The sequence below is a fragment of the Chloroflexia bacterium SDU3-3 genome, from assembly GCA_009268125.1.
Classification (GTDB): domain Bacteria; phylum Chloroflexota; class Chloroflexia; order Chloroflexales; family Roseiflexaceae; genus SDU3-3.
On the sequence record WBOU01000004.1, the window covers coordinates 239543 to 259265 of the forward strand.

A 19723-nucleotide genomic window follows, 5' to 3' on the forward strand; every position below is an offset into this window, starting at 1 on the left:
TTTCAGTCGAAGTAGGCGGAGCCACGGTCGGCCAGCGCGTCCTGGATGATCCGCACATAGCGCGGCATCAGCGCGGGCAGCGCGTCGGGGGCGAAGTAGCGCAGGTCGAGGAACTCGCTCTTGTCGGCGCGCAGCTCGCCGCCCACCACCTGGCAGGCGAAGAACATGCTGATGATCTGGGCCTGGTCGCCGTTCGCATACGTCCAGGCGAAGTCATCGCCGGCGTAGATGCCGATCAGGCGCTGCACGGTGATGGTGAGCCCGGTCTCCTCGCGCACCTCGCGGATGATGGTGGCGGATGGCGTCTCGTCGAGCTGGACCACGCCAGAGGGCGGCGCCCACAGGTGGAGGTCGGCGCGGCGGCCCAGCAGGATGTGGCCCTGCTCGTCGCGGATGAATGCGCCTGCGGCCAGCTGAAGAAGCCGCTGGTGGCCCACATAGCTGCGCAGCCAGCGCTGGTAGTTCACCGTCATCGTTGCCTCCTGTGGCTTGTGCTCTCGTCGCCGCATTATACCATTATCCGCTTTTGCGCTAGTTTTTGTGCTACAATCGGCCTGAGCCAAAGCATGCTCTGCGCCGCCCCTGGCGCGTTCCAAGCAGCCGATCGATCATACCTCTCCCCGCGCCGACGCCGACGCGGCGACCATAGGAGCTACCCCCGTGCGACACGTTCTGATGCATGTTTCCGACCTGCACGCCGGACGCCCGTTCAACAATGATGTGGCGGCGCAGCTTGCCAAGGAGGCACATGCGCTCAAGCCCGACCTGCTGGTGGTCTCGGGCGATATGGTGCAGCGCGCCGACTTCGTGGTGCAGTGGCAGGTGATCACATCCTACCTGCGCCACCTGCCCGAGCCGAAGCTGATCATCCCCGGCAACCACGATGTCCCGCTGTTCAATGTGTTCAACCGCCTGTTCCGGCCCTACGCGCGCTACCAGAAGTACATCTCGCCCAACCTGAACCCGGTGTTCGAGCTGCCCGGCCTGGCGGTGGTGGGCGGCTGCTCGGCCCACGGCCTCACCATCGATGGCGGCAAGGTGAGCAAGGCCCAGCTCGCGCAGCTGGAGCAGATCTTCTCGCGCTACCCCAGCGGCGTGTGCAAGGTGGCCGTGCTGCACCACCACGTGGTCGCGCCGCCCGGCAGCGAGGGCCGCCGCATGATCAGCAACGCCGAGGAGGTGGCCCAGATGCTGGACCGCTGCGGCGTGGAGCTGATGCTGTGCGGGCACATCCATGTCTCCTACGTGGGCAGCACGCTGGATGTGCGGCCCGACCTCGAGCGCGGCACGATCATCTGCCAGAGCGGCACCTCCACCTCGCGCCGCGGCAAGGGCCGCGAGGCCGGGCGCAACTCGTACAACGTGATCGAGATCGACGATACGGTCATCCGCATCGCCCAGCACCTCTACTCGGATGAGGCCGGGCGCTTCGTGCCGGTGGCCGACCACGTGTTCCCCCGACGCACCGCCGGGATCTACATGCTGCCGCGCGATGAGCGCGTGGTGCAGGAGTAGCGCGGCACGCTGGCCGAGGCGGGGGTGCCGCCCCCGCTTTTCTGCGCCTTGCGGCCAGCGCGGCGAACGCTGCTATAATAGCTAGGGCAGCTGGATAACGAGCAGATATCTATGTCAGATGAAGAGCGCCGCGCCATCGCGGAAGCGCAGCGAGGCGACGTCCACAGCTTCAATACCCTGGTGCGCCTGTACGAGGGCCGCGTCTACACGCTGTGCTACCGCATGCTAGGCGATAGCGAGAGCGCCGCCGACGCCGCGCAGGACTCGTTTCTCTCGGCGTACCGTAACATCCGCAGCTTTCGCGGCGGCTCGTTCCGCTCGTGGCTGCTGCGCATCGCCACCAACACATGCTACGACGCCCTGCGCGCCCGCAAGCGCCGCCCCAGCGTCTCGCTGGAGAGCGCCACCGCCGAGGATGAGGACCGCCCCCCCCTGCAGATCGCCGATGGCTCCGAGCCGCTGGAGGATCTGGCCCTGCGCCGCGAGCTCTCCGACGCCATCCAGCGCAGCCTGGGCGACCTGCCCGAGGATCAGCGGGCTGTGCTCATCCTGAGCGATATCGAGGGCATGGCCTACGACGAGATCGCCGAGATCACCGGCGCGAACCTGGGCACGGTGAAATCGCGCCTGAGCCGTGGGCGGGCCAAGCTGCGCGATCTGCTGCGGGCCGGGGAACTTTTGCCCCTGCGCTACCGTCATGGTGGTGAGGAGAAAAGTTAGAAAATCGTTGACGCGCACGATACGGCGCGAGTACAATCACACCACATCTGGCGGGGCGTACCCCAACCTGTTGCGGTAGGAAGGCGCGCGGGGCACTCCCCAGGGCGCAGCAGAGCGGAACCATGGCAGAGCATTCACCCATCTCTCAAGCCGATCTCGACCTGATCTCGGCATATATTGACGGCCAGCTGGATGGCGCGGCGCTGGCCGCATTCACCCAGCGGCTGGATCGCGACCCGGCCCTGCGCACCGCCCTGTGGGAGACCCAGGGCGCGCTGGCGCTGCTGCGCGACCTGGGGCCGCTGGTGCCGCCGCGCTCGTTCACGCTGGACGAGCGGGCCGTGGCCCCTGCGCCGCGCGCCCTCTGGCAGCTTCCGGCCCTGTGGATGCGGCTTGGGTCGGCGGCGGCGGCGCTGCTGCTGGCGATCACCTTCGCCACCTCGGGCGACGAGATGATGTCAGTGCCGATGAGTGCGGCGGGCGCGCCCCAGGCCGCCCCCATGGTCGCCGAGGCCCCCATGGCCGCCAACGGCGTGGCCGAGGATGCTGCCCCCACCGAGCCTGCCCTGGCTGGCGCCGCCCAGCCCGAGGCCGCGCTGCTGGCCCCCACCGAGGCCGCCGCAGCGGCTGCAGACGCCAGCCTGGCGAATGACCCCTCGGCAGAGGCCACGCCCGACCTCGGCACCTCGCTAATGCAGGTCGAGGCCGCCACCCCCGACCCCTCGGCGGCGGCCAAGCTCCAGTCCGAAGGGCCAGCCGTGTCGGCCAGCCGCGCGCAGATCCAGTCGCAGGGCTCAAGCTCGCCCGATACGACCCAGCTGGAGCAGACCACGCTGCCAGCCGCTGCCGACCCTATCCCCTTCTGGGAGCGCACCACCACCCGCGTGGCGCTGCTGCTGCTGGCCCTCGGCCTGCTGGTCGGCTCCTTCTTCACCCGCCGCCCGGCCTAGGCGCTGCTTCACCTATGCCCCTCCGCATCCAGAATTTCTTCTCTCGCCTGCTCTTTTGCGTGGTCTAGCCTCGCAAAAGAGCAAACGAGGAAGAGATCTCCCCCGAACCTGCCATCTTCGCGGTGAATCCGTTCTTTTGCGCCCTTCGCGCCTTCGTGTCTTCGTGGTATTCGTTCTTTTGCGCCCATGGCTGTATGCTATAATGACCACGAAACATTCGTGCTGAAGGACGCCCGCATGACCGAGGAACGACTGGTAAGCCCCAGATCTGGCGACGACGATCAGCAGATCGAGAAGAGCCTGCGCCCTAAGCGCCTCGCCGAGTTCATCGGCCAGGAGAAGGTGGTCGAGCACCTGCGCATCACCATCGCCGCCGCCCAGGGCCGCGGCGAGCCGCTGGACCACACCCTGTTCTATGGGCCGCCCGGCCTAGGCAAGACCAGCCTGGCCGGCGTGCTGGCCAACGAGATGGGCGTCAGCCTCAAGCTCACATCTGGCCCCGCCATCGAGCGTGCGGGCGATCTGGCGGCGCTGCTCACCAACCTCCAGAAGGGCGACATCCTCTTCATCGACGAGATCCACCGGCTCAACCGCGCCGTGGAGGAGGTGCTCTACCCCGCGATGGAGGACTTCGCGCTCGACCTGATGGTGGGCAAAGGCCCCAGCGCCCGCAGCATGCGGCTCAAGCTGCCGCCCTTCACCGTGATCGGCGCGACCACCAGGGTGGCCCTGCTCACCGCGCCGCTGCGCGACCGCTTCGGCTCGCTGCACCGCATGGATTTCTACACCCACCAGGCGCTCTACGAGATCGTGATGCGCTCGGCGGGCATCCTGGGCGTCGAGGCGGTGCAAGATGGCGCATTCGAGATCGCCCGCCGCGCCCGAGGCACCCCGCGCATCGTCAACCGCCTGCTGCGCCGCGTGCGCGACTACGCCCAGGTGCTGGCGGGCGGTGTGATCACGTTGGAGGTGGCGCAGGCCTCGCTTTCCCAGCTGGAGGTGGATGAGCTGGGGCTGGATGAGAACGACCGCCGCCTGCTGCGGGCGATCATCGAGCTGTTCGGCGGCGGGCCGGTCGGCCTCTCCACCCTGGCCGCCTCGCTGGCCGAGGAGGTGGACGCGATCGAGGATGTCTACGAGCCGTTCCTGCTGCAGCTCGGCTTCCTGCAGCGCACCCCGCGCGGGCGCATCGCCACCCGCCGCGCCTACGAGCACATCGGCGCGCCCTACCCCGAGAGCGCCAGCCCCACCCCAGGCCCCGATCAGTCGCGGCTGTGGTAGCACGCGGGGAGCCGATTTACCACGAAGACGCGAAGGCACGAAGGTTTTTTACCACCAAGACTCCAAGGTACCAAGTTTCGGAAGAGGCGGGCGTAGCCGCTAATTGTGGGCCGCTGGCCACTAGCCGCGCCAACCCTACCAGCCCAGCCCATACGGCAAAGGTACTGCTCAGGCGCGCGATGCGATCATCGCCGTAGGGGCGGGCCTCGTGCCCGCCCGCGCTGTGTTTCATCGCGCACATCGAAAGGGGCGATGACACCGATGCGGGCGGCGCAGAGCGCATTGTCATACGCTGCGTTTCATCGGGTGGGGTATTCGATGGAGACAGCGCAAGGTAATGGGGCGGGCACCAGACCCGCCCCTACGTCGTGGTGGGGCATGGCGGTCATCGGGTCGGAGGCGATGTCGGCAATGCGGTCATCGCCATCAGAGCCCAACGATCGGGCCATGGTGCGACATCAACCGGGAAGGTCTGCCAAAAGCAACACAGCGTAAGGTGTTCTCCCCTTCGCGCCCTCGTGTCCTCGTGGTATTTGTGCTCGTTTGTCTTCTTGGAGTCTTGGTGGTAAACACCCCCGCTACCCCCGCGCCGCAATCGCCTCCGCCGCCTGCCAGCCGCTCTCGATCACCAGATGGATGCGGCCCTTCTCGTGCAGGTAGTCGCCCGCGAAGTGCAGACCCAGCGGCTCGCCCCAGCGCAGCAGCGCGGCGCGGTCGGCGGGCGCGTTGGGCAGGGCCACCGGCCAGTCGCGCCGGTCGGCCCACAGCGGCTCGCCCAGCCCCTCGGCCAGCAGCTCCTCGACCATGGCCGCCACCAGCGGCACCATGTCGGCGTCGCTGGCCGCCGCGTGCTGGGCGCTGAAGCTCGGCGACATCTGCGCCATGATCAGGCTGTGGCCGGGCGGGCAGCGCCCCGGCGCCTTGGCGTGCTCCAGCGCCAGCCAGGCGATCGAGTGCCGCCGATCGGTGTTGATCAGGCCGTAGAAGGGCCGCGCCAGCTCCGCCGCGTAGGCCAGCGCCAGCGAGGTGCACGGGCGGTAGCTGGCTGCCGCCAGCGCTGCCCCCAGCGCGGCCTGGGCCTCGGGCGCGATCTGGCTGGCCCGCAGCAGCTCGGCGGCGCGCGGCGCTGGCGCGGTCAGCACCACCGCCTCGGCCTCGCCCAGCAGCTGCCCGCGCGCATCGAGCAGCGCGTGTCCGCCCCCCATCGGGCGCAGTGCCGCCACCCGCACGCCGTAGCGCACATCCGCGCCCTCGGCCAGCAGCGCGGCCAGCTGGGCGTTGCCCTGCTCGTAGGCGAAGGCCGGCTCGGCGTTCAGCGCCGCATCGCCCTCGGCCAGCCTGCCCGCCGCGTCGAACACCCAGGTGGGCAGCTCCACCCGCCGCAGCCCCGCCGAGGGCAGCTCGCGCTCCAGCAGCCGCAGTACCGCATCCGACGGCCCCTTGATCACCTGCGCGCCGTGGTCGAAGATAAACCCCTGGCGCTGCCCCGACGAGAGCCGCCCGCCGATACGGGCCGCCTGCTCGTAGATCGTCACCTGGGCCTCGGGCCGCAGGCGGCGCAGCCTCCACGCGGCGGCCAGTCCCGCCACGCCTGATCCGATGATCGCAACACGCATATGCTATAGCTCCTGCCGGAACATCACCATGTCGCGCATGGGGATGCCGTTCTCCACGCGCGGCGGGTTGTAGTAGCGGAAGTAGTCGCGGCGGATGTGGTCCATGCGGAACCCGATCCGCTGGTAGAAGGCCAGGTTGCCGATGCTGGAGTTGGGCGTGCCCACCAGGATGGCCGTCTTTCCGCGCCTGCGGGCCTCGCCCGCCACCCAGGCCACCATAGCCCGCCCGATGCCCTGGCCCTGGCGCTCGGGGGCCACGCCCAGCTCCTCGATCTCGCACGGGTCGCTGCGCCACTGCACCGAGACCGCGCCCACCAGCGCGCCCGCGTCCTCGGCGGCGTACACCGCGTCGCTCAGGTGGGCCAGCCCCCAGCGCAGCGCCCACTCGGAAGGCTCGGCCAGCATCAGCAGCGGGATGGCCCGCTCCACCGCCGCGCCCTCAAGCTGGTAGATCTGCAGATCCATGGATCACCCCAGATCCAGCAGCGCCGCCAGCGGCTCCTGCTCCTCGTCGTAGGGGCCGATCACGGCCAGGTGCAGCGCGGCGCTATCCAGCACCCGCCGCCCCACCCGCCGCACGTCCTCCAGCGTCACCGCCTCCACCTCGGCCACCACCTGCTCCACCGGGATCACCCGCCCGTAGCGCTGCTGGTGCGAGCCGTTGCGCGACGCCACCGACCAAGTGTCCTCCAGCGACAGCAGGATGCCGCCCTTCACCTGCTCCTTCACGCGGCGCAGCTCGGCCTCGGTCACGCCCTGCTGTTTCACCGCCCGCAGCTCGCGCATGATCGTGGCCAGGCACTCGCCCAGCTTGTCGGGGTCCACGCTGCCATAGATCACCCACTTGCCCGCGTCGTGGTGCTCGCGGCTGTACGATCCGATGCTGTAGGCCAGACCCAGCTCCTCGCGGATCTCCTGGAACAGGCGCGACGACATGCCGTTGCCCACGATCGTGTCGAAGGCCAGCAGCGCGCGGCGGTCGGGGTCATCCAGGGCTACGCCGGGCATGGCCAGCGCGAAGTTGCCCTGCTCGCTGTCGTCGGGCTGCATCAGCAGCGCCGGGCCGGGGCGCGCGGGCGTGCTGGCCACGAAGGCGGGCGCGACCCCCTCGGGCAGCGCGGCGAAGGCCGCCTCCACCGCATCGCGGGCCTGCTCGGCGCGGATGTTGCCCGCGATCGAGATGATGGTGTTCGCGCGGTTGTAGGTCTCGCGCCACCACGCCACGATAGCATCGCGCGTGATCGCGTGCAGCGACTCCTCGTCGCCTGCGATATCGCGCCCCAGCGGCTGGTCGCCCCACATGGCCAGATCCAGCAGCACGTGCACCAGATCGGCTGGCGAGTCCTCAGTCTCGGCCAGCTCCTCCAGGATGACGCGGCGCTCCTTCTCGATATCCACCGCGTCGAAGCGCGGGCGGATGATCATGTCCGACAGCACATCGAGCGCCACCTGGAAGTGGATGTCGGCCACCTTGGCGTAGTACACCGTCGACTCGAAGCCGGTGTAGGCGTCGATCACGCCGCCCACGCCCTCGATCGCATCCGAGATCAGCTTGGGCGTGGGGTAGCCCTGGCTGCCCTTGAACAGCAGGTGCTCGATAAAGTGCGAGATGCCGCACGTGGGCCGCCGCTCGTGCCCCGAGCCGACGCCCACAAAGCAGCCGACCGAGACCGAGTGGGTGTGGGGCAGCTCCTCGACCAGCAGCTGCAGCCCGCCCGAAAGCGTAAATGTATGGTGCATAGTCTCCTTCAGACCTGGAGAGATGTTCGCAGGTTTTCTGTGTCCGTTCATTATACGCGCTCTTGGCCTGCTCTGGCCGCAAAGATCCTTTACCACCAAGACACCAAGGCACCAAGGGTATGAAGGGGACGAATATCGCGATGGAAACGCCGACGTAGGGGTGGGTCTCGTGCTCGCCCGCGCTGCGTTGCACATCGCAACGCGCCGTGGGCATCGGATGGGATTGCGATGCGGGCGGCGCATGGCGATGGGGCGGACACAAGATCCGCCCCTACATCCGGTGCGGATCATTGCGGGCATCGCCCCTGACCCGACGCCCGCAATGGCTACGATGCTTCAACCCACCCGGCCCATGCGGCGAAGGTGCCGGTTATGTTTTGATGGCCATATGCACGAATGTCAGCTGCCAGGGAACAGCACGGGAACGCCAAAATTGGGGGTTTCGAAGGGGGCCACGCCCCCTCGCGGGGTTCCTAGGGGCAGGCCCCTAGGCGCTGCCCGCGCAGGGCATCCACCCACCTCGCCGATAGCATCTACACTTTTAGCGCGCCCAAGAAACCAGCGTGGGCAACCGCTCGGGAGCTGTGGGCAACCGCTCGGGAGCTGTGGGCAACCGCTCGGGAGGCGTGGGCAACCGCTCGGGAGCTGTGGGCAACTACTCGGGAGCTGTGGGTAACTACTCGGGAGCTGTGGGTAACTACTCGGGAGGCGTGGGCAACCACTCGGGAGCTGTGGGCAACTGCTCGGGAGCTGTGGGCAACTACTCGGGAGCTGTGGGCAACTACTCGGGAGCAACGCCGGACCACTGCCCTAGCACACATAGCGTATCCCTCTTCCCGCATCTCATGCCCTGAAGGCCGCAGCCCATGCCCCCAAGCGCGGCCTGTAGCCGCCAGCAGGCCCGATTCTTTCGCGCAGCGATGGATCGGCCCAGCGGCTGCGTGCTGGGCCGGTGCGCGATGATGTACGGCTCGTCGAGCGCGGCGGCGCAAAAAAGCCCAGCGGCGAAGCGCTGGGCCAGGGCGGGGAGATGGGCTGTGGGTCAGCCCAGCAGATCGGCCAGGGCGGCGGCGGCGATCGGGAAGCGGAAGGCGTAGCCGCTGCCCATCGCCTTGCGCGGCACCACATACTGCCCGGTCGTCACCGTATCGGCCACCTCGCCCACCGCCAGGCGCACCGCGAAATCGGGCACCGGCAGCCACGAGGGCCTGCCTACCGTCTCGCCCAGCGCCTTGGCGAACTCGAAGTTCATCTGGGGGTAGGGCGCGACCGCGTTCAGCGGGCCGGAGAGTTCGGGCGTGTCGATGGCGTGCAGGATGATGCCCACCTCGTCATCGCGGTGCACCCACGACATCCACTGCGAGCCGGGCAGCAGCGGCCCGCCCACGCCCATGCGGAAGGGCAGCAGCAGCATCTTCAGCGCGCCCTCGTGCGGGTCGAGCACCACGCCCGAGCGCAGCAGCACCACCCGCGCGCCGTGCTGCTCGGCCTGGCGGGCCTCGGCCTCCCAGCTGATGCAGACCCCGGCCAAGAAGTCGTCGCCTAGGGGCGACCCCTCATCCACCAGCTCGCTGCCGCGCGGCCCGTAGATGCCCACCGCCGAGGCGTTGACCAGCACGCTGGGCGGCCTGCTGGCCCGCCCGATCGCGGCCACCACGCTGCGAGTGCCCTGCACGCGGCTCTCGCGGATCTCGCGCTTGAACGCGCTGGACCAGCGCCGTGCGAACAGCGACGTGGCCCCCAGGTTCACCACCGCATCCGCGCCATCGACCGCCTCGTCGAGCGAGGCGTCGTCGCCGGGCCGCCAGGGCAGGTAGGCCGCCGCGCCCGGCACCAGGGTGCGCGCCTCGTCGGGGCGGCGCGAGAGCACCACCGCCGCATCGCCGCGCGCCACCAGCGCCCGCACCAGCGACTTGCCAATCAGGCCGGTCGCGCCGGTCACCACCACCCGCTTTGGTGTGTTCATCGCTCCGCCCTCCCCTCCTACATCCTCATCTATGCCCCTGGAAGCGTCAGCGGCGTGCCGTGGGCCGCCGCCTCATATACGGCCAGCGTGCGCTCGGCGGTTTCGCGCCACGAGAAGCGCCTGGCGCGGGCCAGGCCGCGCTCGCTCAGCTCCTGGCGCAGCTCCTCGTCGTTCAGCAGGCGCAGGATGGCCTCGCCCAGCTCATCGGCGCTGTAGGGGTCCACCGTCAGCCCGGCGTCGCCCACCACCTCGGGCAGGCTGCTGCGGTTGGATGTGACGGTGGCCGTGCCGCAGGCCATGGCCTCCAGCAGCGGCATGCCGAAGCCCTCGTAGATCGAGGGGAACACGAACACGGTGGCGGCGGCGAACCAAAGCGGCAGGTCGTCGCCGGGCACATAGCCCGCGAAGCGGATCTTGTCGCCCAGGCCCAGCGCCTCGGCCTTGGCGAAGATCTCGTCATAGAGCCAGCCCTTGCCGCCGCCGATGATCAGCGGCGCGTCGGTGGCGTGGGCGATCTTGGCGTAGGCGTCCAGCAGGGTCGGGATGTTCTTGCGCGGCTCCAGGGTGCCCAGGAACAGCACGAAGCGCTCGGGCAGCCCGGCGCGACGGCGGAACGCGGCCAGCTCCTCGGGCGCAGGCGGGCGGAAGCGCGGCTCGGCTGCGTCATACGTCACCACGATCCGCTCGGGCGGGATGCCCAGGTAGCGGATGATCTCGCTCTTGGTGGCCTCGGAGACCGCCAGAATGTAGGCCGAGCGCTTGGCCGCCACCTTGGTGGCCCATGTCAGGTAGGCCCGGTTCACGCGTCGGAAGGTCTTGGGGAAGCTCCAGAATGCCAGGTCGTGAATGGTGACCACGCTGGGCACCGGGCAGAACAGCGGCGTCACATTCAGCACGCCGTGGAACAGGTCGGCCCCGGTCAGGCGCAGCAGCGGCGGGGCCAGCAGCTGCTCCCAGGGGATGCGCACGCGCGGGTTGATGGTGGGCAGCAGGCTGCTGCGCACGCGGAAGTTGGGCGGCAGCGGCAGGTCGCGGCCCGTCAGCCCGCGCGTGGTGTAGACCGAGTAGCGGTTGGCGTGGTCGATCTGGCCCAGGTGGGTGAGCAGCGCCTCGGTGTAGTTGGAGACGCCGGCGCGGCGGAAGCTGCGCGTGTGGGCCAGCAGGTGGGCGTTGATGGCTATATGCATAGGGTAGACATACGGCGGGGGAGATACGCTCGCCGCGATCTCCCCCTATCATGCGGCCTTCGTGGGCCACGGTCGTGTCCAGATCCGATTAGCCCGAAAGTAGGGGGCAGATCATTGACGGCGTGAAAAGAACACCGCTATAATGCCCTAGTGCTGCGAAAGCTCGGGGTAGGTGGCGTGCGAGATCCAGCCCCACTGGCTTGTCGGCCAGTACGACACCCATGCCTGCCCGATCACATGGTCGAGCGGCAGCTCGGCCCACTCGCGCGAGTCGCTTGAGTTCATGCGGTTGTCGCCCATCACCCAGATGGCGTCGGCAGGCACGGTGATCTCTTTGTCGTTGGCGCACACGTCGCTGGGGCGGCAGTCGGTGATATCGGTGAGGTACGGCTCGCTGATCATCGTGCCGTTCACGTAGACCTGCCCCCCCTTCACCTGGATTCTATCGCCTGGCAGGCCGATCACCCGCTTGATATAATCTTTGCGATAGTCGAGCGGGTACTCGAACACCACAATATCGCCGCGCTGTGGCATGTGGATGGGGTAGACGACCTTCTGGGGAAGGTTGGCGTTGCCCGGCAGCAGCCGCAGCGGCGCGTTGATATCAAAATGGAAGTAGATGATCTTGTTCACCAAGATGAACTGCCCGGTGTGGAGCGTCGGCTCCATGCTCTGGCCCTCGATCTTGAAGTTCTGGACCACGCCACGGACAATAAAGAAGACCAGCAGAACGAAGATCGCGGTCTCGAGCAGCTCGCGCACCACGCCGCGCACGCGCGGGCGGGCGGCAGGCTCGGGCCGCTGGGCTGGGGGCGGATCTTGGTTCCACGTTGGGGCCGCATCATCAAGGCTGTCGGCGCTATTGAGGCCGAGACGCTGGCGGAGAGGCGTTTCATCCATTCTGTTCTTCTCGCAGTTAACGATGAAGGTGGTTCATCACCGCGTCATTATACTCTATCGAATTGCATTTAACCAACAGGAGCGTCTATGCGTCGTTCAGAGCTGGCCACCCCCATGCCGGATGGGCGGTGGCAGTGTAGTACTTGCCAGTGGCGCTGCGCCCTCGCCGAGGGCGAGCGCGGACGCTGCCTGCTGCGCGTCGGGGTGGCCGACGGCATCGAGGTGGAAAACGACGGCATGATCAGCGCCGCCGTGGTCGGACCGGTCGAAGACTACCGCCTGTGGCACATGCTGCCGGGGGCGCAGGTGTTCGCCCTGGGCGGCTGGGGCTACGCCTTCCCCAACGATCAGCAGCGTGCGCCCTACGCCAGCATCCCCGACGACCCGGCCAAGCAGCGCCGCCTGCCGCCCGAGAAGGCCGCCCAGTTTGCGCTCGATCGGCTGTGCCGCGGCGTGGTGTGGGCCTTCAACGACCCCGTGATCTCGCACGAGTTCGTGATGGAGGTGCTGCAGATCAGCCGCGCATCCAGCCGCTTCACCGCGATCGTCACCAATGGCTACGAGACGCTGGAGGCCATGGATCGGATCGGCCACTACCTGGATGCGGTGAGCCTGGACCTGCGGGCCTTCGACGACGCGGCCTACACGCGGCTGGCCGGCGTGGGCAGCTGGCGCGGCATCCTAGATGTGGTGGCCCACGCCAAGCGGCGCTGGGGCTGCCATGTGGAGGTGACAACCCGCATCCACCCCGGCGTGAACGACGCCCCCGAGCAGGTGGGCGCGATGGCCGCCTGGATCCGCGACACCCTGGGCGCGCACACCGCCTGGCACGTGCTGCCGGGCGACGCGGGCGCGGCGGCGGCCCAGTCGGCGGCGCGCACCAAGCGGATCGGCCACGACACCGGCCTGAAGTATATCTACGGGGCCGACCCCCAGCAGAACACGCTCTGCCCCTCGTGCGGCAACACGCTGATCGACCGCACCAGCGGCCCCTCGCGCATCACCGGGCTGGGCGAGGGCGGCGGCTGCACCCGCTGCGGCCAGGCCGCCGAGATCCGCACCTCGATCTTCAAGCGCTAGGAGCTGCCATGATCACGGTCGCCAACCGTATCTTTGTCCACCCCGACCACGCCGAAGCCTTCGAGGAGCGCTTCCGCACCCGGGCGGGCATGGTCGACACCATGCCGGGCTTCATCCAGAACCAGGTGCTGCGCCCGCTGGCCGAGGGCGACCCCTACGTGGTGCTGACCTACTGGCAGTCGCGGGCCGACTTCGAGGCCTGGACCAGCTCGGATGCCTTCCGCCAGGGCCACGCGCGCTCCGGCTCGCTGCCGCGCGAGGCCTTCACCGCGCCCAACAAGCTGGAGATCCACGAGGTCATTGAGTAGCGCGGCCTATGGTATACTAGCCCCACAACACGCGACAACTGCCGGATGACGAACGCGGGAGAGCACCTGCCCCAGCGGGGCGGGTCGCCGAAGGCGCAAGGGCGGGCGGCCAACCCCACCCCGAAACGCTCAGGCCCACGAACTGCGCTCCGACGGCTCTCTGGAGAGCTACGCCCCAGGCGTGGCACCGATGGAGTAACCCTCGCGAGAGGGGCATCTCTCAGGTACGTGGACAGAGCAGCAGGCGCAATGCCTGCTCCTGTCCCTTTTTTTATGCCCTGAAATGGCGCGGCTGGCGCGGGCGCTGGCCATACGCAGGCGATCATGCGCTGGCCAGCCCGGCCTGGCAGCGCGAAAGGAGACCTGGCAATGGGCGCGGAGACGCTGGCGCGGACGCCGCTCTACGGGCGGCACGTGGCGCTTGGGGCGCGCATGGTGCCCTTCGGCGGTTGGGAGATGCCCGTGCAGTACTCGGGCATCGTGGATGAGCACCACGCGGTGCGCAAGGCCGCCGGGCTGTTCGACATCAGCCACATGGGCGAGGTGTATGTGGGCGGCAGGGATGCGCTGGCCTTCCTGCAGCATATCTGCACGCAGGATGTGGCCACCATCGGCCCCGGCCAGGCCAACTACTCGCTGCTCTGCTACCCCAGCGGCGGGATCGTGGATGACATCTTCATCTACAACCTAGTGGATGAGTACCTAGTGGTGGTAAACGCATCCAACATCGCCAAGGATGTGGCCTGGATGCGCCAGAACGCCGAGGGCTTCGAGGTGACGATCGACGACGCCTCGGCCCGCATGGCCATGCTGGCGCTGCAAGGCCCCCTGGCCGAGGCCATCCTCACCGAGGCCGCCGATGTGGATGTGGTGGCCCTGCCGTTCCACGCCGTCACGCGCGGCGCGCTGTTCGAGAACATCCCCGCGCTGATCGCCCGAACCGGCTACACCGGCGAGGACGGCTTCGAGCTGTTCGTGGGCAATGGCTACGCCGAGTCACTCTGGGATCAGCTGCTGCTGATCGGGGCCGAGCACGGGCTGAAGCCCTGCGGCCTAGGCGCGCGCGACAGCCTGCGTTTCGAGGCCTGCCTGGCGCTGTACGGCCACGAGATTGCGGATACAATAAACCCGTACGAGGCCAAGCTCGGCTGGGTGGTGAAGCTCGCCAAGGGCGACTTCGTCGGGGCCGAGGCGCTGCGCCAGATCAAGGCGCAAGGCGTGGCCCGCAAGCTTGTGGGCTTCGAGATGGTCGGGCGCGGCATCGCCCGTGGCGAGTACGAGATCCGCAGCGTGGATGGCGCGCCTGCGGGCCTCGTCACCACCGGCATGCCCGCCCCGACCCTGGGCAAAAACCTGGGCCTTGGGCTCGTGCCCGCCGCGCTGAGCGCCGAGGGCAGCGAGTTCGATGTGGTCGTGCGCGAGAAGCCCATCCGAGCCAGGGTGGTGAAGACACCATTCTACCGGCCTCAGTACAAGAAGTAGCACACCACCACTCTCTTAAAGGAGGAACCCATGTCCTTCAAGATCCCGGCAGACCTTCAGTACACCAAGTCGCACGAGTGGATCCGCATCGAGGGCGATGAGGCGCTGGTCGGCATCACCGACTACGCCCAGAACACGCTTGGCGATGTGGTCTTTGTCGATCTGAAAGAGGTCGGCACCACGCTGGCCGCCGAGGATACCTTTGGCGCGATCGAGTCGGTCAAGGCCGCATCCGACCTGTTCCTTCCCGTGGATGGCGAGATCATCGCCGTGAATAGCGAGGTGGTCGATGAGCCAGAGCTGATCAACAGCGACCCCTACAGCGATGGCTGGCTGGTGAAGATCCGCCTGAGCGCGGGCAGCGTCGGCGCGCTGATGAGCGCCGATGCCTACCAGAAGTACCTCGACTCGCTCGACCACTAGGCGCACGCCCGTGAATGAACCCAGGGCCGGGTCGCTTCACCGCCCGGCCCGGGGGGCCAATAGCAGCACATCAGAATGGAGTTGGTTGGTGTCCCACTATATTTCCCTCACCGACGCAGATCGCGCCGCAATGCTCAAGGCCATCGGCGTCGAGCAGATTGACGACCTGTTTGCGGATGTCCCCGCCGAGGTACGATTCCCCGAGGTCCAGCTGCCCCAGCCCATGTCCGAGATGGCCATCCGCCGCGAGCTGGCCGCGCTCTCGGGCGCGAATGCCGACGCGGCCAAGCAGAGCATCTTCCTAGGCGCGGGCGCGTACAACCACTTTGTGCCCAGCGCGGTCGACCAGATCCTGCGCCGCGCCGAGTTCTACACCGCCTACACGCCCTACCAGCCCGAGGTTAGCCAGGGCACGCTCCAGGCGATCTTCGAGTACCAGAGCATGATCTGCCGCCTGACCGGCATGGATGTGGCCAACGCCTCGCACTACGACGGCGGCACGGCCCTGGCCGAGGCCGCGATCATGGCCGTGGCCTCGCTGCGCGGTCGCCGCAAGGTGGTGGTGCCGCCCAGCGTGAACCCGCAGTACCGCGCGATCATCCGCACGCTGCTGCAGGGCACCGAGATCGAGATCGTGGGCGACGAGAACCCCGAGGCTACCCCAGCCCAGCTGGCCGCCCAGCTCGACAGCTCCACCGCCGCGCTGATCGTGCAGAGCCCCGACTTCTTCGGCGCGCTCCACGACCTGCGCCCGCTGGTCGAGCAGGCCCACGCCGCAGGCGCGCTGCTCATCCACCACTTCGACCCGATCGCCCTGGCGCTGTTCCAGACCCCCGGCGAGGCCCGCGCCGACATCGCCACCGCCGAGGGACAGCCCCTGGGCGGCGGCCTGGGCTTCGGCGGGCCATACCTGGGCATCTTCACCAGCTCCGAGAAGTACATGCGCAAGCTGCCGGGCCGCCTGACCGGCGCGACGCTGGATGTGGATGGCAAGCTGGCCTACGTGCTCACGCTGCGCGCCCGCGAGCAGGACATCCGCCGCGAGACAGCCACATCCAACATCTGCACCAACCAAGCCCTGATGGCGCTGGCATCCACGGTGTATATGGCGCTGATGGGCCGCCAGGGCCTGCGCAAGGTGGCCGAGCTGTGCTACCACCGCGCCCACTACGCCGCCGCCCAGATCGCCACGATCCCCGGCTTCAGCGTGCGCGGCGATGGCCCGTTCTTCAAGGAGTTCGTGGTGCAGTGCCCGCAGCCGGTGGCCCAGATCAACGCGCGCCTGCTGGAGCGCGGCATTGTGGGCGGCTACGACCTGGCGCAGGACTACCCGCACCTGGGCGACGCCATGCTGCTGTGCGTGACCGAGATGAACAGCCGCGAGGATATCGACGCGCTTCTGGATGCGCTGCGCGGCTAGTCGGGCTTTCTGTGGCAAAACTGCCGAGCGGCACACCGCTCCTACTGAGCACTATCTGAGGGAAAACCAGGGATGGACACCTACCAGCCACCTATTTTTGAGCTTTCGTCGCCGGGCAAGATCGGCGTGAACTTGCCCGAGGCCGATGTGCCCGTGGCCGCGCTGCCCGCCGAGCTGCTGCGCCAGGATGACCTGGCGGGCATGCCCGAGCTGACCGAGCCAGAGGTCATCCGCCACTACACGCGGATCAGCCAGCGCAACTTCTGCATCGACACCACGTTCTACCCGCTTGGCTCGTGCACCATGAAGTACAACCCCAAGCTGCACGAGGAGGCCGCGCGCCTTCCCGGCTTCGCCGCCGCCCACCCGCTGCAGGGCGAGCAGCTCTCGCAGGGGGCGCTGCGCCTGATGTACGAGCTGCAGCGCGATCTGGCCGAGCTGAGCGGCTTCGACGCCGTGTCGCTCCAGCCCGCCGCTGGTGCGCAGGGCGAGCTGACCGGCATCCTGGTGTTTCGCGCCTACCACCAGGATCGCGGCGACACCGCCCGCACCGAGATCTTGGTGCCCAACGCCGCCCACGGCACCAACCCGGCCACCGCCGCGATGGTGGGCTACAAGGTGGTGGAGGTGAAGAGCGACGAGCGCGGCAATGTCGATATCGCCGACCTAAAGGCCAAGCTCTCGCCCCGCACGGCGGGCATGATGCTGACCAACCCCAACACCGTCGGCCTGTTCGAGGAGAACATCCGCGAGATCTCGCAGCTGGTGCACGCGGCGGGCGGCCTGATGTACGGCGACGGCGCGAACTTCAACGCCATCCTGGGCATCGTGAAGCCCGGCGAGGTCGGCTTCGACTTCATGCACTACAACCTGCACAAGACCTTCACCACGCCCCACGGCGGCGGCGGCCCCGGTGCGGGCGCGGTGGGCTGCTCGGCGGCGCTCGCGCCGTTCCTGCCCGGCCCGCGCGCGGCCAAGCGCGCCGATGGCCAGGGCTATGCCTGGGAGACGCCCGCCAAGAGCATCGGGCGTGTGAAGACGTTCTGGGGTAACTTCGGCATGCTGGTGCGGGCCTGGGTCTATATCCGCACGCTGGGCGCGCAGGGCCTGCGCGAGGTGAGCGAGGTGGCTGTGCTGAACGCCAACTATGTGCGCGTCAAGCTCCAGGGCACCTACCCCGCCGCCTACGACCGCATCTGCATGCACGAGGCCGTGCTCAAGGGCCAGATCGAGGGCGCTCCCGAGGCCCGCACGCTGGACATCGCCAAGCGCCTGATCGACTTCGGCTACCACCCGCCGACGGTCTACTTCCCGCTGATCGTGCCCGAGGCGCTGATGATCGAGCCGACCGAGACCGAGAGCAAGCAGACGCTGGACAGCTTCATCGAGGCCATGCTGGCGATCGCCGACGAGGCCCGCCGCGACATCGAGATCCTGCACCAGGCCCCCGTCACCACGCCGGTGCGGCGGCTGGATGAGGTGCGCGCCGCACGCCAGCCCATCCTCTCGTACAACGCCGAGAAGATCGCCAAGCTGCGCGCCGAGGGCGAGGCCAAGGCCAGCGCCAAGTAGGCTTTTTGGTGAATTGGGAGGGGCGCACGCGATCTGCTCGCGTGCGCCCTTTTTGCTAGGCCGCTTCCGCCAGCCAGGGCGTGATCAGTGCGACGCATCCGGCCAGATCCTCGACGTGCGGCAGGTGGCCCGCGCCAGGGAAGACGGCCAGCCGCGCGTTCGGAGCGTGCTCGGCCAGCCAGCGGGCCTGCGCCGGCGGCACCACCGGGTCGGCCCCGCCGGTGATCACCAGCATGGGGATGTCGAGCGCGGGGACAAGCGGGCGGACATCGCATGTCTCCAGGAAGCGCAGCAGCGCGGCCAGGTTGCGCAGCGGCTGGTGGCGGTACCATGGGTAGCTCTCGCGGCAGAGCCGCCACGCGGTGGGGTTGCGCCACAGCGCCCACCAGCGCGGGGTATAGCTGGCCACGCCCGCCATCAGCGTGGCCGGGTGCAGCTGGGTGAAGCGCCACATCAGCCAGAACAACCAGTAGCCGCCGTGCCCCAGCAGCCACTGGGCCGCGCCCAGCAGCCCGGTGAGCGGCCCCCACACCACACTGTCGATTAGCACCAGGCGGGCGATCGGTAGCTGCCGCTGGGTGGCGGCCACGCCCAGCGCCACCAGCCCGCCGGTAGAGTGCCCCACCAGCGTGATCGGTGTGCCGTCGGCGATCTGGGCCACGGCCTGGCCCATCATGGCCAGCATGTCGGCCTGGGCGAGCGTGCGGTAGCCCTGCGGCGCGGTGGCCCTGCCGTGGCCGGGCAGGTCGAGCGTGACGCAGCGCCCGAGCTGGTCGAGCTGGTCGAGCATCGCGCCCCAGCCCAGCTGCGAGTCGGAGTAGCCGTGGATGAGGATGATCGTCTGCGCGCCCTGGCTGTGCTCGGCCCATGTGATGGTGTGGCCGGCGTAGGTGGTGCTTGGCATTCGGGCCTTCTCTTGCTCTCGGCGGCCTGTATATGAGGCCAGCCTCGCGTTTTCGTGGGCTATTATAGGCCAGGGCTGGCGCAGCTCCGCCATCCTTCCGCCCGATCAGTGCGATCCGCCATCGTTTTCAGCGCTGGGGCAAGATGTCATTCCCCTCAACAGGTATCGCTTTTTTGCGTAGGGCCGCTGGAAGCAGCACATGGCACCAACCTGCGTGCCGGGACATGACCGCTGGTTGTCACGGGGAGCAGGTCGGCATGCGCACAATGGAATCATGGCCGTAGTGGGCGGACCTGGTGTCCGCCCACGCCGCATTGCATCGCCCGCATCGAACGTCCCTGCGACGCAGGCTCACGGCGCGCATCGGAGCGCACCGTGAGCATCGGGTCGCGTGGCGATGAACGCGGCGCATCGCAATGGGGCGGACCTGGTGTCCGCCCCTACACCCGTGGTGAATCATTGCGATCATCGGGTCGGGTACGATGACGACAATGCGGTGCATCGGCAAGCGATCGGGCATAGGGGCCAAAAAAGCCTTGAAACGTCGTACAACGTGACACCATGTGAGGGGCATTCCCCACAGGGCTTCTGCCCCTTGGGGTCTTGGCGTCTTGGTGGTAAACGGTTCTCCTCTCCCCTTCGCGTCTTCGTGGTATTCG

The 19723-nt window shown here is 68.2% G+C and carries 17 protein-coding genes, 1 pseudogene and 1 riboswitch; of the genes and pseudogenes, 9 read left to right on the plus strand and 9 right to left on the minus strand.

Features of this window, described 5'->3' with window-relative positions; genetic code table 11:
• Positions 1 to 2 precede the first annotated feature (2 nt).
• Positions 3 to 473, minus strand: coding sequence for an NUDIX domain-containing protein (locus F8S13_08310; GenBank protein ID KAB8143891.1), 471 nt, complete (start codon positions 471 to 473; stop codon positions 3 to 5).
• Positions 474 to 675: 202 nt separating this feature from the next.
• Between F8S13_08310 and F8S13_08315 the strand changes: the two genes are divergently transcribed.
• Both F8S13_08315 and F8S13_08320 read left to right on the plus strand, forming a co-directional pair.
• Positions 676 to 1515: a metallophosphoesterase gene (locus F8S13_08315; GenBank protein KAB8144100.1), complete on the plus strand. Its 840-nt coding sequence runs from the start codon at positions 676 to 678 to the stop codon at positions 1513 to 1515.
• Between the two features lie 111 nt (positions 1516 to 1626).
• Positions 1627 to 2235, plus strand: coding sequence for a sigma-70 family RNA polymerase sigma factor (locus F8S13_08320; protein KAB8143892.1), 609 nt, complete (start codon positions 1627 to 1629; stop codon positions 2233 to 2235).
• 324 nt (positions 2236 to 2559) lie between these two features.
• Here the strand turns inward: F8S13_08320 and F8S13_08325 are convergent.
• A pseudogene (locus tag F8S13_08325) lies at positions 2560 to 2661 on the minus strand (outer membrane lipoprotein carrier protein LolA).
• A gap of 761 nt (positions 2662 to 3422) precedes the next feature.
• Between F8S13_08325 and ruvB the strand changes: the two are divergent.
• On the plus strand, positions 3423 to 4466 hold the full coding sequence (ruvB, locus tag F8S13_08330; protein ID KAB8143893.1) for a Holliday junction branch migration DNA helicase RuvB: 1044 nt from the start codon (positions 3423 to 3425) through the stop codon (positions 4464 to 4466).
• Positions 4467 to 5044: 578 nt separating this feature from the next.
• On the opposite strand, the gene F8S13_08335 is transcribed toward ruvB, so the two are convergent.
• From F8S13_08335 to lepB, 6 genes are all read right to left on the minus strand, one after another.
• Entirely contained in the window at positions 5045 to 6082 is a 1038-nt protein-coding gene (locus F8S13_08335) for an FAD-dependent oxidoreductase (protein KAB8143894.1), read from the minus strand.
• Between the two features lie 3 nt (positions 6083 to 6085).
• Positions 6086 to 6547: a GNAT family N-acetyltransferase gene (locus tag F8S13_08340; protein ID KAB8143895.1), complete on the minus strand. Its 462-nt coding sequence runs from the start codon at positions 6545 to 6547 to the stop codon at positions 6086 to 6088.
• Between the two features lie 3 nt (positions 6548 to 6550).
• Entirely contained in the window at positions 6551 to 7822 is a 1272-nt protein-coding gene (locus tag F8S13_08345) for an insulinase family protein (GenBank protein ID KAB8143896.1), read from the minus strand.
• A 1042-nt stretch (positions 7823 to 8864) separates the two neighbouring features.
• Positions 8865 to 9788: a TIGR01777 family protein gene (locus tag F8S13_08350; protein KAB8143897.1), complete on the minus strand. Its 924-nt coding sequence runs from the start codon at positions 9786 to 9788 to the stop codon at positions 8865 to 8867.
• Positions 9789 to 9817: 29 nt separating this feature from the next.
• Positions 9818 to 10975: a glycosyltransferase family 4 protein gene (locus F8S13_08355; GenBank protein KAB8143898.1), complete on the minus strand. Its 1158-nt coding sequence runs from the start codon at positions 10973 to 10975 to the stop codon at positions 9818 to 9820.
• A 147-nt stretch (positions 10976 to 11122) separates the two neighbouring features.
• Entirely contained in the window at positions 11123 to 11875 is a 753-nt protein-coding gene (lepB, locus tag F8S13_08360) for a signal peptidase I (protein ID KAB8143899.1), read from the minus strand.
• Positions 11876 to 11962: 87 nt separating this feature from the next.
• Between lepB and F8S13_08365 the strand changes: the two genes are divergently transcribed.
• The 6 genes from F8S13_08365 (at position 11963) to F8S13_08390 (ending at position 18160) form a co-directional block, all read left to right on the plus strand.
• The gene (locus F8S13_08365; protein KAB8143900.1) at positions 11963 to 12955 is read left to right on the plus strand and encodes a radical SAM protein; all 993 of its coding nucleotides are present in this window, start codon (positions 11963 to 11965) and stop codon (positions 12953 to 12955) included.
• Between the two features lie 8 nt (positions 12956 to 12963).
• Positions 12964 to 13263: an antibiotic biosynthesis monooxygenase gene (locus tag F8S13_08370; protein ID KAB8143901.1), complete on the plus strand. Its 300-nt coding sequence runs from the start codon at positions 12964 to 12966 to the stop codon at positions 13261 to 13263.
• 150 nt (positions 13264 to 13413) lie between these two features.
• Positions 13414 to 13509: riboswitch (glycine riboswitch) on the plus strand.
• A 123-nt stretch (positions 13510 to 13632) separates the two neighbouring features.
• Positions 13633 to 14745 carry a glycine cleavage system aminomethyltransferase GcvT gene (gene gcvT / locus F8S13_08375; GenBank protein KAB8143902.1) on the plus strand — a complete coding sequence of 371 codons (1113 nt, stop codon included), beginning with the start codon at positions 13633 to 13635 and terminating at the stop codon, positions 14743 to 14745.
• 30 nt (positions 14746 to 14775) lie between these two features.
• Positions 14776 to 15168 (plus strand): glycine cleavage system protein GcvH, encoded by a 393-nt coding sequence (gene gcvH / locus F8S13_08380; GenBank protein KAB8143903.1) that lies wholly within the window; start codon positions 14776 to 14778, stop codon positions 15166 to 15168.
• 88 nt (positions 15169 to 15256) lie between these two features.
• Entirely contained in the window at positions 15257 to 16588 is a 1332-nt protein-coding gene (locus tag F8S13_08385; GenBank protein ID KAB8143904.1) for an aminomethyl-transferring glycine dehydrogenase subunit GcvPA, read from the plus strand.
• 72 nt (positions 16589 to 16660) lie between these two features.
• On the plus strand, positions 16661 to 18160 hold the full coding sequence (locus F8S13_08390; protein ID KAB8143905.1) for a glycine dehydrogenase subunit 2: 1500 nt from the start codon (positions 16661 to 16663) through the stop codon (positions 18158 to 18160).
• A 55-nt stretch (positions 18161 to 18215) separates the two neighbouring features.
• Here F8S13_08390 and F8S13_08395 read toward each other — a convergent pair whose 3' ends face one another.
• Complete coding sequence (locus tag F8S13_08395; GenBank protein KAB8143906.1) at positions 18216 to 19157, minus strand: alpha/beta hydrolase; 942 nt, start codon at positions 19155 to 19157, stop codon at positions 18216 to 18218.
• Between the last annotated feature and the right edge of the window lie 566 nt (positions 19158 to 19723).

Excerpts from the sequence above, each read along its gene's own strand:
- F8S13_08310 (KAB8143891.1), bottom strand. The coding sequence starts at position 473 with ATGACGGTGAACTACCAGCGCTGGCTGCGCAGCTATGTGGGCCACCAG.
- F8S13_08315 (KAB8144100.1), top strand. The coding sequence starts at position 676 with ATGCATGTTTCCGACCTGCACGCCGGACGCCCGTTCAACAATGATGTG.
- F8S13_08320 (KAB8143892.1), top strand. The coding sequence starts at position 1,627 with ATGTCAGATGAAGAGCGCCGCGCCATCGCGGAAGCGCAGCGAGGCGAC.
- ruvB (KAB8143893.1), top strand. The coding sequence starts at position 3,423 with ATGACCGAGGAACGACTGGTAAGCCCCAGATCTGGCGACGACGATCAG.
- F8S13_08335 (KAB8143894.1), bottom strand. The coding sequence starts at position 6,082 with ATGCGTGTTGCGATCATCGGATCAGGCGTGGCGGGACTGGCCGCCGCG.
- F8S13_08340 (KAB8143895.1), bottom strand. The coding sequence starts at position 6,547 with ATGGATCTGCAGATCTACCAGCTTGAGGGCGCGGCGGTGGAGCGGGCC.
- F8S13_08345 (KAB8143896.1), bottom strand. The coding sequence starts at position 7,822 with ATGCACCATACATTTACGCTTTCGGGCGGGCTGCAGCTGCTGGTCGAG.
- F8S13_08350 (KAB8143897.1), bottom strand. The coding sequence starts at position 9,788 with ATGAACACACCAAAGCGGGTGGTGGTGACCGGCGCGACCGGCCTGATT.
- F8S13_08355 (KAB8143898.1), bottom strand. The coding sequence starts at position 10,975 with ATGCATATAGCCATCAACGCCCACCTGCTGGCCCACACGCGCAGCTTC.
- lepB (KAB8143899.1), bottom strand. The coding sequence starts at position 11,875 with ATGGATGAAACGCCTCTCCGCCAGCGTCTCGGCCTCAATAGCGCCGAC.
- F8S13_08365 (KAB8143900.1), top strand. The coding sequence starts at position 11,963 with ATGCGTCGTTCAGAGCTGGCCACCCCCATGCCGGATGGGCGGTGGCAG.
- F8S13_08370 (KAB8143901.1), top strand. The coding sequence starts at position 12,964 with ATGATCACGGTCGCCAACCGTATCTTTGTCCACCCCGACCACGCCGAA.
- gcvT (KAB8143902.1), top strand. The coding sequence starts at position 13,633 with ATGGGCGCGGAGACGCTGGCGCGGACGCCGCTCTACGGGCGGCACGTG.
- gcvH (KAB8143903.1), top strand. The coding sequence starts at position 14,776 with ATGTCCTTCAAGATCCCGGCAGACCTTCAGTACACCAAGTCGCACGAG.
- F8S13_08390 (KAB8143905.1), top strand. The coding sequence starts at position 16,661 with ATGGACACCTACCAGCCACCTATTTTTGAGCTTTCGTCGCCGGGCAAG.
- F8S13_08395 (KAB8143906.1), bottom strand. The coding sequence starts at position 19,157 with ATGGCGGAGCTGCGCCAGCCCTGGCCTATAATAGCCCACGAAAACGCG.